General features: G+C 72.0%; 13 protein-coding genes. 5 read left to right on the top strand and 8 right to left on the bottom strand.

The features are described 5' to 3' along the window. Positions 1–10 precede the first annotated feature (10 nt). Entirely contained in the window at positions 11–1,978 is a 1,968-nt protein-coding gene (locus tag ABEA10_RS05250; protein WP_345458224.1) for a hypothetical protein, read from the bottom strand. A gap of 27 nt (positions 1,979–2,005) precedes the next feature. Further along, the gene (locus tag ABEA10_RS05245; RefSeq protein WP_425550870.1) at positions 2,006–3,328 is read right to left on the bottom strand and encodes a sigma 54-interacting transcriptional regulator; all 1,323 of its coding nucleotides are present in this window, start codon (positions 3,326–3,328) and stop codon (positions 2,006–2,008) included. 359 nt (positions 3,329–3,687) lie between these two features. Here ABEA10_RS05245 and ABEA10_RS05240 point away from each other — a divergent pair, with 359 nt between their 5' ends. From ABEA10_RS05240 to ilvA, 4 genes are all read left to right on the top strand, one after another. Next, positions 3,688–4,881 (top strand): FIST signal transduction protein, encoded by a 1,194-nt coding sequence (locus ABEA10_RS05240; RefSeq protein ID WP_329263016.1) that lies wholly within the window; start codon positions 3,688–3,690, stop codon positions 4,879–4,881. Positions 4,882–4,956: 75 nt separating this feature from the next. After that, positions 4,957–5,904 carry an ROK family protein gene (locus ABEA10_RS05235; RefSeq protein ID WP_345458220.1) on the top strand — a complete coding sequence of 316 codons (948 nt, stop codon included), beginning with the start codon at positions 4,957–4,959 and terminating at the stop codon, positions 5,902–5,904. A 170-nt stretch (positions 5,905–6,074) separates the two neighbouring features. Further along, entirely contained in the window at positions 6,075–7,904 is a 1,830-nt protein-coding gene (locus tag ABEA10_RS05230; protein ID WP_345458218.1) for a stealth family protein, read from the top strand. Between the two features lie 65 nt (positions 7,905–7,969). Further along, on the top strand, positions 7,970–9,181 hold the full coding sequence (ilvA, locus tag ABEA10_RS05225) for a threonine ammonia-lyase (RefSeq protein ID WP_345458216.1): 1,212 nt from the start codon (positions 7,970–7,972) through the stop codon (positions 9,179–9,181). A 40-nt stretch (positions 9,182–9,221) separates the two neighbouring features. Here the strand turns inward: ilvA and ABEA10_RS05220 are convergent, their stop codons facing one another. The 3 genes from ABEA10_RS05220 to ABEA10_RS05210 form a co-directional block, all read right to left on the bottom strand. Next, positions 9,222–10,004, bottom strand: a complete 783-nt coding sequence (locus ABEA10_RS05220) for a DUF899 domain-containing protein (RefSeq protein WP_345458214.1) — start codon at positions 10,002–10,004, stop codon at positions 9,222–9,224. Positions 10,005–10,151: 147 nt separating this feature from the next. Beyond that, complete coding sequence (locus tag ABEA10_RS05215; RefSeq protein ID WP_345458212.1) at positions 10,152–10,961, bottom strand: alpha/beta hydrolase; 810 nt, start codon at positions 10,959–10,961, stop codon at positions 10,152–10,154. 67 nt (positions 10,962–11,028) lie between these two features. Further along, positions 11,029–11,517 (bottom strand): Lrp/AsnC family transcriptional regulator, encoded by a 489-nt coding sequence (locus ABEA10_RS05210; protein ID WP_345458210.1) that lies wholly within the window; start codon positions 11,515–11,517, stop codon positions 11,029–11,031. Positions 11,518–11,621: 104 nt separating this feature from the next. On the opposite strand from ABEA10_RS05210, the gene ABEA10_RS05205 reads away from it, so the two are divergent. Further along, a complete protein-coding gene (locus ABEA10_RS05205; protein ID WP_345458208.1) occupies positions 11,622–12,791 on the top strand; it encodes an MFS transporter in 1,170 nt (389 codons plus the stop codon). Between the two features lie 11 nt (positions 12,792–12,802). On the opposite strand, the gene ABEA10_RS05200 is transcribed toward ABEA10_RS05205, so the two are convergent. The 3 genes from ABEA10_RS05200 to ABEA10_RS05190 all read right to left on the bottom strand — a co-directional run bounded on the left by ABEA10_RS05200 (position 12,803) and on the right by ABEA10_RS05190 (position 16,110). Next, on the bottom strand, positions 12,803–13,000 hold the full coding sequence (locus ABEA10_RS05200; RefSeq protein WP_425550869.1) for a hypothetical protein: 198 nt from the start codon (positions 12,998–13,000) through the stop codon (positions 12,803–12,805). A 166-nt stretch (positions 13,001–13,166) separates the two neighbouring features. Continuing rightward, positions 13,167–14,594, bottom strand: coding sequence for a M1 family metallopeptidase (locus tag ABEA10_RS05195; protein WP_345458204.1), 1,428 nt, complete (start codon positions 14,592–14,594; stop codon positions 13,167–13,169). 103 nt (positions 14,595–14,697) lie between these two features. Then, positions 14,698–16,110 (bottom strand): M1 family metallopeptidase, encoded by a 1,413-nt coding sequence (locus tag ABEA10_RS05190; RefSeq protein WP_345458202.1) that lies wholly within the window; start codon positions 16,108–16,110, stop codon positions 14,698–14,700. Between the last annotated feature and the right edge of the window lie 4 nt (positions 16,111–16,114).

The following is a 16,114-nucleotide window of genomic DNA, read 5'->3' as shown; positions in this document are numbered from 1 at the left end:
ACCTGAGAGATCAGTGGCCGCCCCGGCGTACGCGGAGGTAGTCGCGGACCACGTACTCGCCCAGGCGCTCCGGGGTCGGAGCGAAGACCCGGCCGCCGTTGCGCCGGGCGACCTCCTCGACGAAGGAGACCAGGCGTTCGTCGTCGGCCAGCATGAAGATGTTGAGCGTCGCCCGGCGGCGGGTCATCTTGTCGACCTCGGCCAGGGTGAGCTCCAACGTCTCCGGTGACGGCGGCCAGTCGAACGACGAGCGGCCGTCGCGGAGCAGGTGCGCGGTCGGCTCGCCGTCGGTGATCACCAGAATGATCGGGTCGTGTTCGGGGTGCTTGTCGATGTGGCGACCGGCGATCATCAGGGCGTGGTGGAGGTTCGTGCCCTGCACCATGTCCCAGTCGAGCCCGGCCAGCTCGGTCGGGTGCAACTCGCGGGCGTAGTTGGAGAAGCCGACGATCTGCACGGCGTCCTGCGGGTACTTGGTGGCCACCAGCGTGTGCAGGGCGAGGGCGGTCTGCTTGGCCGACCCCCACGTGCCCCGCAGCGCCATGGAGTAGGACAGGTCGACCAGCAGGCACACCGCCGCCGCCGTACGGCGCTCGGTCTCCAGCACCTCGAAGTCGTCCACCTCCAGCCGTACGCGGGGCCGCTCCGAGGTCGCCACCGTTCCGCCCCGGCGCAGGGCGTTCGACAGCGTGCGGATGACGTCGATGGGCTGTTCGTCGCCGGACCGCCACGGGCGGCTGGCGCCGGTCAGCTCGCCCGCCTGCCCCGCGTCGACCTGGTCGTGGTCGCCCTTGCGCGAGGTTTCGAGCTGGGCGAACACCCGCCGCAGCGCCGTCTCGCCCAGCCTGCGCACCGCCTTGGGCGTGAGGTCCAGAGACCCGCCCCGGCGCTTGAGATACCCCTGGCGTTCGAGCTCGGCCTCGATGCGGCGCAGCTCGGCCAGGTCGTCCACGGCCTGGCGGCCCAGCGCCCGGCGTACGGCCTCCTCGTCGATGTCGTCCATCCGCGCGCCCGGATAGTCCTGCCGCAGCGCGCCCTCCAGCTCGGCGAGGTCGGCCAGCTCTTCCAGCGCGGTGGTGGCGTCGCCCATCGACATCGGGTCATCGCCGTTCATCCGCTCCGAGCCGGTCCAGTCCAGGTCGGGCCGCCGATGCCGCAGCGCCGAGCCGAGCCGGGCCATCTCCTCGGCCAGCCCGGCGTCCTCCAGCGCCTGGGCCATGAGCCCGGCCAGCTCTTCCCGCTGCTCGGGCGTGAGCGAGGCGAGCAGCCGCTCGGTCGCGGCGGCGCGCCGGGCCAGGGAGTCGACCAGTTCTTCCAGGTTGCGGGGGTTGTCGGGGAAGAAGTCCCCGTACTCCCGCATGAAGGCGTCGAAGTCCTCCTGCGTGTGCCGGCCGCGCGCGTCCTTCTCGAGCATGTCGTTGAGCGCGGACATCATGTTCTTGACCCGTTCCATGGCGGCCGGGTCGGGGTTGGTCATCGCCTGCTTCATGCCGCGGAACTGCGCATCCAGCACGTCGCGCCGCAGCAGGTCCTTCAGCTCCTCGAACGTCTGCCGCGCCTCCGGCGAACGCCACTGATAGGGCGACAGGCGGCGTACGGCCTGCGCGGTGTCCTCCGGCAGCGTGTCGAGCTCGGCCTCGCGCAGCCGCGCGTCGTCGCTCGGGTCGGGGAACAGTGCGGCGCGCTCCTGTCCGACCGCCCGGTCGAGCAGGGCGCGCGCCTCTTCGAGCGTGCCGTCGAGGCGCCCGCTGCCGCGCAGCTGCCGCCGCCGGGAGCGCACCTGGCGCAGCAGGTCGTCCAGGCCGCGCCGCCGCCGTTCGCCGGGCAGCCCGCGGCGCAGCAGCTCGCGCAGCGCCTCGGCCGGCCCGGTGCCCTCCAGCATGGAGTCGCCCATGGCGTCGATGGCCTCGCGGATGTCGTACGGAGGCGCGAGGGGATCAGGTCCGTCGTGGTAGGGCCCGTACCGGAATCCGGACACGGTGACCTTCTTTCCTCGTGACGAAACTCAGGTGCGGTACGTGGACGTGCCGTCCGCGACGTCCTTGGACAGCCGCCGCATGAGGTAGAGCCCTTCGAGGGCGAACTCCAGCGCCGCCGCCGCGTGTCCGGGCGACTCGCCCTCCATGCCGAGGCTGTCGAGGATCCGCGACAGGCCGGTGACCGGGCCGATGCGGTGCAGCAGCTCCGCGGCCGGCACGAGCTCGCCGGCGTCGACGGTGGCGCCACGGTCGAACCGGTCGAGCAGGCCGGTCAGGTCGGCCGAGCCGAGCATGCGCCGCCAGGCCTCGGCGGTGGCGCGGCGCAGCAGGTGCGCCAGCACCTCCTCCTCGCGGCCCTCCTCGCTGACCTCGAACTCCACCTTGCCGAGCAGGGTCGGCACGATCGAGGGCAGGTCGCAGACCCGCGCCACCGGCTGGTCCTCGTTCGCGACGGCACCGCGGCGCAGCGCCGAGGCGGCGACGGTCTCGGTGGCCGCGATGGAGAACCGCGCGGACACGCCGGAGCGGGTGTCCACGGCCGGCGACTCGCGTACGAGCCGGGTGAACCGGGCGATGACCTCCATCAGGTGGACCGGTACGGCGGCGGTGACCTGGGCCTCCTGGCCGATCAGCACCAGCTCGTCGTCGAGGTCGAGCGGGTAGTGGGTGCGGATCTCGGCGCCGAAGCGGTCCTTCAGCGGCGTGATGATGCGGCCCCGGTTGGTGTAGTCCTCGGGGTTGGCGCTGGCCACGAGCAGGACGTCGAGCGGCAGCCGCAGGGCGTACCCGCGGATCTGCACGTCGCGTTCCTCCAGCACGTTGAGCAGCGACACCTGGATCCGTTCGGCCAGGTCGGGCAGCTCGTTGACGCAGAAGATCCCGCGGTTGGTGCGGGGCACGAGCCCGTAGTGGACGGTCTCCGGGTCGCCGAGCGTACGGCCCTCGGCGACCTTGATCGGGTCGATGTCGCCCACGAGGTCGCCGACGCTGGTGTCGGGGGTGGCGAGCTTCTCGCCGTACCGGTCGTCGCGGTGCTTCCAGTCGATCGCCAGGTCGTCGCCGTGCTCGTCGAGCAGTCGGCGGCAGCGTACGCACACCGGGGCGTACGGATGATCGTTGATCTCGCAGCCCGCGACGATCGGCGTCCACTCGTCCAGGAGGCCGCCGAGCGTGCGGATCAGCCGGGACTTGCCCTGGCCGCGCTCGCCCAGGAGGACGAGGTCGTGCCCGGCGATCAGGGCGCGTTCGAGGTGGGGCAGGACGGTGTCGTCGAATCCGACGATGCCCGGAAAACGTGGCTCGCCGGTGCGGAGGCGGGCAAGGAGGTTGTCGCGTATCTCGGTCTTCACCGGCCGGTGGACATGACCACTGGCGCGGAGCTCACGAAGTGTCGTCGGTCGCGTGTTCACTGTCCTCTATCGCTATCTCAATGGTGGCCGGTCAAGGGCGCGCTCACGTGTCGCCGCCCCCGGTCTCGCTCGCCGTACTCCCGCGCGTGCTCGTGCTCCGTTCGACACTATGCCCGGATTTTCGGATCCGCATCCGCAGAGCCGTTGGCGACACGGCGGGTTGAGAGTCGTCAAGACCGGGTAGGGGAACCCGCTGACCTTAATCGGACGGCCCGGAAGGGGCCCGCCGCTGGGCCGGGAAACCTCCACACATTGTGGTAGACCGTAAGGAATCGGACGTGTTGATGGGGGGCGAGGCAGTGGCGCGGTTCGGCGACGGTCTGGCCGTCGGACCCGACCTTGTGGCGGCCGCGGACTCCGCGGTGGCGCAGGCACGCCTGCCTCTCGACGGCCCGCCCGATCTGGTCTTCGTGTTCGTGTGCGCGCAGGCCCCGGACGCCGTCGAGCGGGCCGCGCGGCGGGCGATGGAGGTCGCCGGCACCCCCAACGTGATCGGCTGCGGCGCTCCCGGCGTGATCGGCGGCAACCACGGCGTCGAGGACTCCAGCGCGGTCAGCGCGTGGGCGGCGCGGCTGCCCGAGGCGCGCATCGAGCCGTTCCGGCTGGAGACCCTGAAGTTCCCCGGCGAAGAGTCGGACGGCGCACAGCGCCTCGCCGTGGTCGGCATGCCCCAGACCAGGGACGACGACGTCGTCGCCGTTCTGCTCGCCGACCCCTACAGCTTCCCGGTGGACGCCTTCGTCGAGCGGTCCGGTGAGGTCCTGCCGGGCCTGCCGATCGTCGGCGGCCTGGCCACCGGCCAGGGCGGCCGCGGCTCCGCGCGGCTCTTCGCCGACGGCGAGATCGTCGACACGGGCGCGGTCGGCGTGCTGCTCGGCGGTTCGGTCATGACCGCGACGCTGGTCAGCCAGGGCGCCCGGCCGGTCGGCCCGCCGATGGCCGTCACCCAGGCCGAGGACAACGTCCTGTACGAGCTGGCGGGCACCCCCGCGCTGACCAAGCTCGAGGAGGTCGTGGCCGAGCTCCCGGACAAAGAACGCTCGATGATCGAGGGCGGGCTGCTGATCGGCATCGCGATGGACGAGTACGCCGAGCAGCATGAGCGCGGCGACTTCCTGGTCCGCGGGGTGATCGGCGCCGACCCCGAGGCGGGGGCCCTCGCCACCGGCGACGTGATCGAGGTCGGCCGTACGGTGCGCTTCCAGGTGCGCGACGCCGGCGCGGCCGACGAGGACCTCACCCTCATGCTCGGCGATCTCGGCCTCGCGCCGGTCGAGGGAGCGCTGCTGTTCTCCTGTACGGGCCGGGGCCGGGCGATGTTCCCCAACTCCGACCACGACGTGCGCCTGGTGCGCGGCATGCTCGGCACCTCGGGGATCGGCGGATTCTTCGCCGCCGGCGAGATCGGGCCGGTGTCGGGCCACAACCACGTGCACGGATTCAGCGCCTCCATCCTGGCCTTCGGGCCGGAGGCGGGGAAGGGGGCCCGATGACGTGGGCCACCGGACCACCCGCCGGACCGTGACCTCGAAGGAGCGGTACCGGCTCGGTTAGGGGAGCGGCGGAAAATGGAAGACGGCGGCGGTGCACCGGCGAACGCCTCGGTTCTCGCGATCGACATCGGTGGCACCAAGATGGCCGCCGCGCTGGTCGAACCCGGCGGCCGGGTCGGCGCCTACGAGCGCATCGTCACGCCCCGGCCACCCCACGTCGACGCCGACGGGCTGTGGCGCACCCTCCTGGCCCTGATCGACAAGCTGCCGGCCAAGCGGCTCGCCGGCGTCGGAGTGGGCTGCGGCGGGCCGATGTGGTGGCCGTCGGGCGAGGTCTCCCCGCTCAACATGCCCGCGTGGCGGGCCTTCCCGCTGCGCGAGCGGCTCGTCGACCGCTTCCCCGGCCTGCCGGTCCGGGTGCACAACGACGCCGTCGCGGTCACCGTCGGCGAGCACTGGCGCGGCGCCGGACGGGGCCGGCCCAACGTTCTGGGCATGGTCGTGTCCACCGGCGTGGGCGGCGGCCTCATCCTGGGCGACCGGCTCATCGACGGCGCGAGCGGCAACGCCGGGCACATCGGGCACGTGATCGTCGACCCGGACGGTCCGCCCTGCGAGTGCGGCGGGCGGGGCTGCCTGGAGGCGATCGCCCGCGGCCCCGGGCTGTCGGCCTGGGCGCGCGAACAGGGCTGGACCGGCGAGACCGGCAAGGAACTCGCCCACGACGCCGCCCGCGGGCACCCGGTCGCCGTCCGCGCGATGAACCGCGCGGGCTGGGCGCTGGGCGTGGCGATCGCCTCGGCCACCCACCTGTGCGACCTCGACGTCGTCGCGGTCGGCGGAGGCCTGTCGCAGGCGGGGCCGCTGCTGTTCCGCCCGCTGGAGGACACCTTCCGCGCCCACGCCCGCATGGACTTCGCCCGCGAGGTGCGGGTGGTCCCGGCGGCGCTGGGGCAGATGGCGGGCCTGGTCGGCGCGGCGGCGTTCATCTTCGGCGGCGAACGCTACTGGACCCGCGACTGACCGGCGGTGACCGACCGGCGGCGGCGACCGGCGGCATGAATTTTCCATGATCTTCGTCGGCGTGTGAACCGACGACCTGAGGTAACGGTCCCACCAATAACCGGAAAATCTATGGCGAACTCTGGCTAACCCCCGCAAGCCGGCGCGCCAGTTCATGTTGGGACTGACACATGCAGGATGCCGTACGGGCACCGTACGACGACCCGGTGGGGGAACACCCGGACGCCGACCGGCACACCGTCACGCCGAACCGGATCGTGCTCGCTCCGACCAGCACGGAGTCGTTCTGGCTGCTGCGCCTCTACCGGAAACTCATGCCGCGGTCGCTGCGGGCGCGCGTGGCGCGCCGGGTGTCGCCGGAGGCGCGTAACCGGTTCCTCCTGAAGGCCTCCGCGGGCGGCCCGCTGCGCCGGCTCGCGGACCGCCGCACGACCCTGTGGTACCACCTGCGCCACCGGCGGCTGCTGGCCCCGGCCGAGCGGGGGCTGGCCCGCACCCGCGGCCGGGTGCGGCTGGCCGAGATCCGCGCCGGCCTCACACCGGTGTCCGTCCGCCGGGAGACGCTGGACCTGGTGTGCGCGAGCCTGACGGCGGCCGGCGTGCCGTTCTTCTGCCTGCGCCCGCTCGACGACCGCCAGTCGGCCGTCGGCGTGGCGGCCACCGACCGTGAGCGCGCGGTGCGCGCGCTGGCCCGCGCCTGCGCGGAGGCCGGGGCGTACGTGGGCGACGACGGCCGCTACGGGTTCGGCGACCGGGCGTGGCGTAGCGTCGCCGGTGCGCCGGTCCTGCGGATCGTCCGTTACTACAGCACCCCGGACGGGCGGCTCGTGGTCGGCGAGGAGCACGGCTGCGCCGTGGAGTTCTGGACCCGGGAGGAGGACGACCTGGTCGCGCCGCGGCCCAACCGCGTCGCCGAGCGCCTCCCGGCGGACGGGCGCACGGTGCGGGTCCCCGAGGCGTGCCTGACCACCCTGTCTCCCCACGGCGAGCCGTACGGCGACTACCCCACGCGACACGAGTTCACCGCCCGGCTGGTGGAGGACGTGACCTTCCCCATCGACGTCGTCTACACCTGGGTCGACGGCGCGGACGAGGCGTGGCGGGCCCGGCGCGACGCGGCGCTCGAGGCGGTCGGCGTCGCGCGGCTCAACCGGCAGGCGGCCAACGACGCCCGCTACATCAGCCGCGACGAACTGCGGTACTCCCTGCGCGGCGTCGCCGCGTACGCGCCGTGGGTCCGCCACATCTGGATCGTGACGGACGGCCAGGTGCCGCCCTGGCTCGACGTGGACCACCCGAAGGTGACGGTGGTCGACCACCGCGACCTCTTCGGTGACCGCGGCGTCCTGCCGACGTTCAACTCGCACGCGATCGAGTCGCAGCTCCACCACATCGACGGGCTGGCCGAGCACTTCCTGTACTTCAACGACGACTTCTTCCTCGGCCGCCCGGTGCGGCCCGCGCAGTTCTTCCAGGCCAACGGCGTCAGCCGGTTCTTCACCTCGAAGGCGCAGGTGGCACTCGGCGACCGGTCCGTGGCGGACCTGCCGGTGCTGGCCGCGGGCAAGAACAACCGGCGGCTGATCGAGGAGGCCTTCGGGCCGGTGCTCACCCAGAAGATGAAGCACGTCCCGTACGCCCTGCGGCGCAGCGTGCTCGCCGAGATCGAGCAGCGGTTCGCCAAGGAGGCCGCCGAGACGGCGCGGCACCAGTTCCGCCACCCCGACGACATCGCGATCCCCTCGTCGCTGCACCACTACTACGCGTTCCTCACCGGGCGCGCCGCGCCGGGGCACATCAACTACTCCTACACCGACCTGGCCGCCCGCGAGACGCCGTACCGGCTGCGCCGGATGCTGTCGCTGCGGCGGTTCGACGTGTTCTGCCTGAACGACACCGACTCCGACGCGGTGACGCAGGCACGGCAGCTGGAGCTCATGAGCTGGTTCCTCGACGCCTACTTCCCGGTGCCGAGCCCGTACGAGAAGGGGCCGCGATGATCTCTGCGCGGCCGCGCCGACCTGCGAGCGAGCATCCGTGATGCGGGCGTGGTTAACTCTGGACCATGAGTCCCGCCGTCGGCATCGATGACATCCGCGCGGCCCGCGAGCTGCTGCGGGACGTCACCGTCAACACGCCGATCCTCGGGTCCCGGTCACTGTCGGCGAAGATCGGCGGCCCTGTCCACCTGAAGTGTGAGAACCTCCAGCGCGCCGGGTCCTTCAAGTCCCGCGGCGCGTACGTGCGCATCGCGCGTCTCTCCGACGAAGAACGGTCACGAGGCGTCGTCGCGGCGAGCGCCGGCAACCACGCGCAGGGCGTCGCGCTCGCCGCCAAGCTGCTCGGCAGCAGGGCGGTCGTCTTCATGCCGGCCGGCGCCCCGCTGCCCAAGGTCGTGGCCACCCGCGCGTACGGGGCCGAGGTCGTGTTCGAGCGCCCCGGCGTGGACGCCTGCCTCGCCGCGGCGAACGCCTACGCCGAGAAGACCGGCGCGGTCTTCATCCACCCGTTCGACCACCCCGACGTGGTCGCGGGTCAGGGCACGCTCGGCCTGGAGATCCTCGAACAGTGCCCCGACGTCCGCACCATCCTCGTGGGCGTCGGGGGCGGCGGGCTGATCGCCGGGATCGCGGCCGCCGTCAAGGCGGTGCGCCCGGACGTCCGCGTGGTCGGCGTGCAGGCCGAGCGCGCCGCGGCCTTCCCGCCCTCGCTCGCCGCCGGCCGCCCCGTCATGGTCGAGCCCGCCGCGACCATGGCCGACGGCATCTCCGTCGGCCGTCCCGGCGACCTCACCTTCGAGATGGTCTCCAAGCTCGTCGACTCGGTGGTGACGGTCTCGGAGGAGTCGCTGTCCGCCGCGATGGTCAACTGCCTCGAACGGTCCAAGCAGGTCGTCGAGCCGGCCGGCGCCGTGGGCGTCGCCGCGCTGCTGGACCGGCCGCAGGAGTTCGAGGCCCCGGTCGTCACGGTGCTGTCCGGCGGCAACATCGACCCGGTGCTGCTGTCGAAGGTGCTCCGCCACGGGCTCGCGTCGGCCGGACGCTACCTGGTGTTCCGCGCGCGGCTGCGCGACCATCCGGGCGCCCTGGTGGACCTGCTGTCCGAACTGGCCGAGATGGAGGTCAACGTCCTCGACGTCGTCCACGAGCGGGTGGCCGCCCGGCTCAACGTCGACGAGGCGGAGGTGCTGCTGCACCTGGAGACCCGAGGTCCCGAGCACTGCGACGAGGTGCTCGGCCGGCTCCGCAAAGAGGGCTACACCCTGAGCTTCAACTGAGCCGGGTCTCCAGGCACCTGACGCCGTCGGCGAAGGCGCGTCAGTGGTGGTGGCCGTGCCGCCCGAGGGTCTCCACGGGGGTCGCGCCGGGACGGGTCCACTGCGGCGCGGGGCGGCTGGTCGGGCCCCAGGTGGCGTTCCCGTCCGCGTCCGAGCGCCAGTACCAGCACGCGTGGCGCCCCTCGGGCCAGCCCTCGGGCTTGTCCTCCCACGCCTCGCCGCGGCCGTAGGGCGTCATGTCGAGCAGGGCGAAAGACCCGTCGGCCGGCTCGTTGCCACGGCCCGTCGTGGAGTAGGTGAGGAACGCGCGGTCGCCGTCGCGCAGGAAGCAGGTGATGTACCCCATTTCTCCGCCGACCGGCGCGTCCACGTCGCGCACGGAGTACCAGGGCTGGGTGTAGCCCATGAACTCGACGTAGGAGGCCACCTCCTCCCACCGACCCGTGGTCACGATGGCGAACGAGACGCCGCGGGCGTTGAGGTAGACGGCGTCCTTGAGATGCCAGGCCATCTTGGTGCAGCCCTCGCACTGCCCCTGGTGCGGCGCGCCGTCGTGCCACATGTGCTTGTAGACCACGAGCTCGTCGCGGCCCTGGAACAGGTCCAGGAACGGGACGGAGCCGTCGGGGCCGACGATCTCGACCGTCCCGTCGAACTCCACCATCGGCAGCCGGCGGCGGGCCGCGGCGATGGCGTCGCCCTCGCGGGTGTGGGCCTTCTCGCGGACCAGAAGCTCGTCCCGGGCCGCCTGCCAGGTGGCCAGGTCGACCACGGGCGGGCGGCCGGGCAGCGCGGTGGTCGGGTCGTCCGGCGTGGTCGTCATGGTGTCCTCCGTGGTGTCTCGTGCCGGGTGGCGCCGTAGCACTTCTTACGACGGTCACCGGAACAGACTCGCGACCCGCCCGGAACTCATCGCGGCACGGGCGATTTCTTCGACGGGCACCACCGTCTTGCTGACGGCTTCGCGCTCTCAGACGAGATGGCGCCCCAGGAAGGGCATCTGCGCCGGAAGCATGCGGCGGCGGAACACCGCGTCGTGGCATCCGGGGTAGATGCCGCCGGTGACCTCGGCGGTCCTGGCGGCGCGGAGCCGGTCCAGCAGGGTTTTGGCCGGGATCGAGAGCGGGTCGTCCCGGCCGCAGGTCACCGAGACCGGAATTCGCGCGACCGACCTGGAGAACGCGACGGCGTCATCGCGTGAGATGGCGGGCGACGTCGCCACCACCACGGCGACGCGATCGGGTCCCAGCGCGGATGCGAGGCTCAGCACGCCGTGGCCGCCGATCGACCAGCCGAGCAGCCCGATACGGCCGGTGGAGAGTCCCTGGTCGTGCAGAAAGGGCACCAGAGACTCGGTGATCACCGGCGACGGCTCGCCGGTGGCGTCGGCCCAGTCGTCGATCGCGGCGACGGCGAACGGAGGAACCCCGCTCTGGACGGCCGCGGCGAGGTAGTAGTGGATGCCGTAGACGTCGAAGGGCGTCCGGGCGTTCCCGTTCGAGCCGTGCAGCATCACCACCACCGGGAGGTGCTTGGCCGCGCCGGGCGGGAAACCGACCACGGCGGACGTCATCTGTCCTCTCGCGGAGAAACGCAGCTCGCGTACGGGCCCGGGCGTCACCTTGGGCAGCGGAGGCATCGAGCCGCATTTCCCGAGATAGGGCGCCAGCCGATAACGGCCCGGAAGAATGTCCGACTGCACCAGCGGATAGGCACATCCCGCGGCGGCCACGGCCGCCGCTCCCGCGATGAGGACATGACGGCGAGAAACGGCGGACATCCGGCGAATGTAGCGTGATCGTCCCCGCCTGCACCGGCCGGTTCGAGGACTCGTGCACGTCGTGCGGTCAGACGCTCCAGCCGCTGTCGGTGACCGGGCGCGGCTGGGCCGGGGGCGGCTCGACGGGGCGGCCCTCGTACTGGGTCGACAGGACGATGTGGGAGTTCATCTCGCCGTGTTCGCCCAGGCGTTCGAGTAGTCCCTCCAGGTGCTGCATGGACGCGACCCGGACGCGGAGCATCGAACAGGCGGTGCCGCCCAGCTTGTGTATCTCGGTGACCTCCGGAAACTCCTCGGCCGTCGTCGTCTTGAGCAGGCAGCTGCCCAGAGCGCAGCGCATCTGGACGAACGCCGTCAGCGGCAGTCCCGCCTTGGCCGCGTCGACGCGCGCGCCGTAACCGGTGATGACGCCGGCCTCCTCCAGCCGCCGTACGCGCTCGGCCACGGCGGGAGCGGACAGGTTCACGAGACCTGCGAGCCGGTTGTACGACAGGCGGCCGTCGCGTTGCAGCTCGCCGAGGATGCGCCAGTCGGTCTGATCGAGCGGTTTGTCCATCCGGAAAGTTTGGCGCGGAATCTCCTGGCGAACAACAGGCGTATCGCCCTGTTCTCCGTTGATCGGCCATTCATCCGGCGGCCCGACTTTTCTACCGTCAAGGCATGATCCGTACACGCGTCATGGCGGCACTCTTCTCCGGTGCCGCGCTCATGAACGCCGCGATGGCCATCGCCAGCGCGGTCGGCACGATCGTCGCGGGCGACCACCTCGGCGCACGCTGGGGCGCGGTCCCGAACACCGCGGGCATCGTCGGCACCGGCACCGGCGCGCTCGTCCTCACCTGGATGATGGGCCGCCGAGGCCGGCGTGCCGGCCTGACCTTCGGTTACCTGGCCGCGGCGCTCGGGGGTGCGGTCGCGGCCGGCGCGGTGGCGGCCGGGAACGTCCTCGCCCTGAGCGCCGGACTGCTGCTGCTCGGCCTGGGCAACGCGGGCGCGCAGCTGTCGCGGTACGCGGCGGCCGAACTCTATCCGCAGGACCGGCGGGGCTTCGCGATCAGCATGGTGGTGTGGGCCGGCGCGGTCGGTGCGGTGATCGGGCCGCTGCTGATCGGCCCGGCCGGCGCTCTGGCGTCATCCCTCGGCCGCACCGCTCTGACCGGGCCGTACGCCGTCGCCGCCGCGGCGACACTGATCGCCGCGGGCGTCGCCCGCCTGGCCCTGGCCGGCCGGGGAGGCCGCGCGGCGTACGGAGCGGAGTCCGTACGGCTCCGGGAGCTGGCCCGGGACTCCGGGGCGCGCACGGCATTGGCGGTGATGGTCACCGCGCAGGTCGTCATGGTGGCGGTGATGACGGCCACCCCGCTGGAGATGCACATGCACGGTGAGGGGCTCGACGCCGTCGGCCTGGCGTTGTCCGCGCACACGCTGGGCATGTTCGCGCTCTCGCCGGTCACCGGCCGGCTGATCGACCGGACCGGCCCGCGGCCGGTGATGGGCGGCGGGCTGGGCGTGCTGGTCCTCGCGTCGGTGCTGGCGGCGACCACGTCCGGAGGCGGCGCGCCGCTGCGGGCCGGTGCGCTGTTCCTGCTCGGCTACGGCTGGAACCTCTGCTTCGTCGGCGGAAGCGGCCGGCTCGCCCGCGACCTGCCCGAGCCGGCGCGAGCCGGAGTCGAGGGCGCCGTGGACGCGACGGTGTGGGGCGTCGCGGCACTGGCGAGCCTGGTGTCCACGCCGGTGCTGTCGGCGGGCGGATACGCGGCGCTCGCCTGGGCGGCCGCCGCGTGCGCCCTGGCACCGACGGCGTTCCTGCTCACCGCCGAGACGCGGTGACCCGCATCAGACTAGGCGTGGTCGACCAGTTCGCGGACGCCTGCCTCGCGGGCGCAGTGTGCGCAGCAGAAGAAGCGGTCGCCCGCCTCGACGCCGTGACCCACGATGCGGCACTGGCAGTGCTCGCAGATCGGGGCCATGCGCTGGATCGCGCACTCGAACGAGTCGAACACGTGCACCGCGCCCTGCGCGTGCACCTCGAACGACATGCCGTAGTCGTTACCGCATACTTCGCATGTGGCCATGAGTCCCCCCGAACCCATCCCCAGTGGTGGTCACCCTCAGTCTTCCCCCGACCGCGCCCGCTGATGTCGCGTCCGGGAAAGACGAACGTCCCCGGGCCCACGTGAGCCCGGGGACGTGCGGCAGGAACGCCTACAGCGCGGGCTTGCCCGCGGTGTACAGCCACGCCTGGAACAGCGGGCGCAGGTCCTTGTGGGTGTACCGCTGGGCGAAGGCGGTGAACTCCGCGGTCGTGTCGTTGCCGTACCGGTGCTGGGCCGGCCACGCCTTGACCAGGGCGAAGAACGCCGTGTCACCGATCGCCCGGCGCAGCTGGTGCAGGGTCATCGCGGCCCGGGTGTACACCAGGTCGTCGAAGATGTGGTCGCGGCCCGGGTCGGCCACCTTCCCGCTCCAGTCGGTGGAGGAGGACTTGTACGCCTCGTCGAAGTGCTGCTGCGCCGTCTCGCCGCCGTGCTGCTCGCTGTAGAGCCACTCGCTGTAGGTCGCGAAGCCCTCGTTCAGCCAGATGTGCTGCCAGACGTACGGCGTCACCTCGTCGCCGAACCACTGGTGGCCGAGCTCGTGCGAGAGCAGCGTGGCCGACGGCAGGGCACCGGCGGTGCGCCGGGCGTACACCGGGCGGGTCTGGGTCTCCAGGGAGTAGCCGACGTCCGGCGCGAGCACGCTGATGCCGCCGGTCGCCGAGAACGGGAAGCGACCGTAGAGCTTCTGCTCCCAGTCGATGACGTCGGCGGTCGCCTTGTTGAACTCGTCGGCCGCCGTCTTGTCGCCGGCCGGCACCGAGGCCGGGTCGACGGCCGTGATGTTGCGCAGGCCGGTCGCGGTGCGCGTGTCGCGGACGTCGAAGTGGCCGATCGCCATCAGCACGAGTTCGCTCGCGGTGGGCTGCCGGTCGACCCAGCGGAAGGTGGTGTTCGCGCCCTGCGTGCGCTCGCCCGCGGGCACACCGTTGGCCAGCACCTTCAGTCCGTTCGGCACGGTGACGGTGAAGTCGTACGTCGCCTTGTCGTGCGTCGTGTCGTTGACCGGGTACCAGGTCGCCGACCCGAACGGCTGCGACAGCGCCACCGCGCCGTCATGGGTGGCGATCCAGCCGGAGAGCCCCAGCGCCGGGTCGTTGATCGACTTCGGCACGCCGGAGTACGCGACGTCGACGGTGAAGACCCGGCCCTGCGGCACGCCGCGGTCCGGAGTGATCACCAGCTCCTGGGCGCCGGTGCGGGTGTAGGAGGCCTTCCGCCCGTCGACCGTGAGCTTGCTGATCTTCAGCGGGCCGAGGAAGTCGAAGTCGAACCGCGACAGGTTCTGGGTGGCCCGCGCGGTGATCTTCGCGGTGGCGTCGATGGCCTTGGTACCCGGGTCGTACTTCAGGCCGAGGGAGTAGTGCTGGGCGTCGTATCCGCCGTTCCCCATGTCGGGGAAGTAACGGTCGCCGGCGCCGGGCAGACCCGGCGTGAAGGCACGGTGACCGGCATACGCGGTCGCCGTAGGGGCGAGCAGACCGATCGCCGCCACTGAGGCGGCGATCGACAGCGCTCGCGAGGTGTTCCTCGCCATGCGAACTCCCGTCGTCAAAGCGCATGCGTACCTGAACATGCAAGGGGAAGCATGCTCGGCCGAATGCTTCACTGCAAGATCTATGTCGGTGCGGCGTCTCCGGCTACCAGTTCACGGGCCGCCCTCGGTCGTACAACCACACCTGGAACAGGTGGCGCAGATCCATGCCGGAGACCCGCTGGGCGAGCGCCGTGAACTGCGCGGTCGTGGCGTTGCCGTGGCGGTGCTCGGCGGTCCAGGCGCGCAGGATCGCGAAGAACCGCTCGTCACCCACCTTCTTGCGCAACGCGTGCAGCGCCATCGCGCCGCGGTCGTAGACCGAACGGCCGAACAGCGCGGTGCGGCCGGGCGCGGCCGGCGGGATGTTCCACAGGTCGGAACTGCGCGTCTGGGCGTACCGGCTGTCGAACTGCTGCTGGACCGTGTCGGCGGGGTTCTCCCGCTCGCCCCACATCCACTCGGCGTACGTCGCGAAGCCTTCGTTGAGCCACATGTCGCTCCACCGCGTCACCGAGACGCTGTCGCCGAACCACTGGTGGGACAGCTCGTGCGCGACCACGGTGGGCAGCGCGGCCATGCCCGCGATGTACTCCGGCCTGGTCTGGGTCTCCAGGGCGAACTGCACCGGCGCGTCGTCGACCACCCCACCGGTCGAGGTGAAGGGGTACGGGCCGAAGAGCTTGGCCCAGGCGTCGGTGACCTTCACGGTGTTCGCGTACAGGGCGTCCAGGCCGGCCTTGTCGACGGACGGATCGACGGCGACGTAGACCGGCACGCCGCCCGGCGTGCGCCCGCTGCGGATCTTGAACCGGCCGACGTCGACCATCGCGAGGTAGGTCGCCATCGGGTCGCGCTCGCGCCAGGTGTAGGTCGCCGTGTCGCCGGACTCGGTGGTGCCGGCGAGCTCGCCGTTGGCCACCGCGGTCAGGCCGCGCGGCACGGTGACCCGGAACCCGAACGTCGCCTTGTCGCCCGGGTGGTCGTTGCCGGGGAACCAGCTGTGCGCCCCGTCGGGCTCGTCACCGGTGAAGACACCGTCGCCCGTACGGATCCAGCCGTACCGGCCGAGCAGGTGATCGTCGACCGCCTGGGGATTGCCGGAGTAGGTGACCGCCACCGTGAACGAGCCGCCCTTGGCGATCGGCTTCGGGGGAGTGACGACCAGCTTGCCGGGAGCACGGCCGTGCTCCGCGGACACTCCGCCGACCGTGACCTTGGTCACGTCGAGCCCGGTGAGGTCGAGATCGAACCGGCTCAGCGCCTGGGTGGCGGTCGCGGTGATCGTCGTGGTGCCGGCGACCGCCGGGTGCGCCCGCGGGGTGATCTTCAGGTCGAGGTCGTAGTGCTGGACGTCGTAGCCGCCGTTGCCGCTGCCGGGCACGACGGAGTCGCCGGCGCTCGCGGCGCCGGGCGCCGCGTGCGCGACCTGCTGCGCGGGGACACGGGCGTTGCCCTCCGTGCAGGCCGTCAGGGACAGGGGCAGGAGGACGCTCGCGACGATCCGGCGGGCTCTCATCGGT

It is taken from the genome of Actinoallomurus oryzae (genome assembly GCF_039541955.1).
Taxonomy (GTDB): domain Bacteria; phylum Actinomycetota; class Actinomycetes; order Streptosporangiales; family Streptosporangiaceae; genus Actinoallomurus; species Actinoallomurus oryzae.
Note: the sequence above shows the minus strand (reverse complement) of the source record. Positions and strands in the feature narration are given on the sequence as shown.

Excerpts from the sequence above, each read along its gene's own strand:
- ABEA10_RS05235 (WP_345458220.1), top strand. The coding sequence starts at position 4,957 with ATGGAAGACGGCGGCGGTGCACCGGCGAACGCCTCGGTTCTCGCGATC.
- ABEA10_RS05230 (WP_345458218.1), top strand. The coding sequence starts at position 6,075 with ATGCAGGATGCCGTACGGGCACCGTACGACGACCCGGTGGGGGAACAC.
- ilvA (WP_345458216.1), top strand. The coding sequence starts at position 7,970 with ATGAGTCCCGCCGTCGGCATCGATGACATCCGCGCGGCCCGCGAGCTG.
- ABEA10_RS05220 (WP_345458214.1), bottom strand. The coding sequence starts at position 10,004 with ATGACGACCACGCCGGACGACCCGACCACCGCGCTGCCCGGCCGCCCG.
- ABEA10_RS05215 (WP_345458212.1), bottom strand. The coding sequence starts at position 10,961 with ATGTCCGCCGTTTCTCGCCGTCATGTCCTCATCGCGGGAGCGGCGGCC.
- ABEA10_RS05210 (WP_345458210.1), bottom strand. The coding sequence starts at position 11,517 with ATGGACAAACCGCTCGATCAGACCGACTGGCGCATCCTCGGCGAGCTG.
- ABEA10_RS05205 (WP_345458208.1), top strand. The coding sequence starts at position 11,622 with ATGATCCGTACACGCGTCATGGCGGCACTCTTCTCCGGTGCCGCGCTC.
- ABEA10_RS05200 (WP_425550869.1), bottom strand. The coding sequence starts at position 13,000 with ATGTCGTTCGAGGTGCACGCGCAGGGCGCGGTGCACGTGTTCGACTCG.
- ABEA10_RS05195 (WP_345458204.1), bottom strand. The coding sequence starts at position 14,594 with ATGGCGAGGAACACCTCGCGAGCGCTGTCGATCGCCGCCTCAGTGGCG.
- ABEA10_RS05190 (WP_345458202.1), bottom strand. The coding sequence starts at position 16,110 with ATGAGAGCCCGCCGGATCGTCGCGAGCGTCCTCCTGCCCCTGTCCCTG.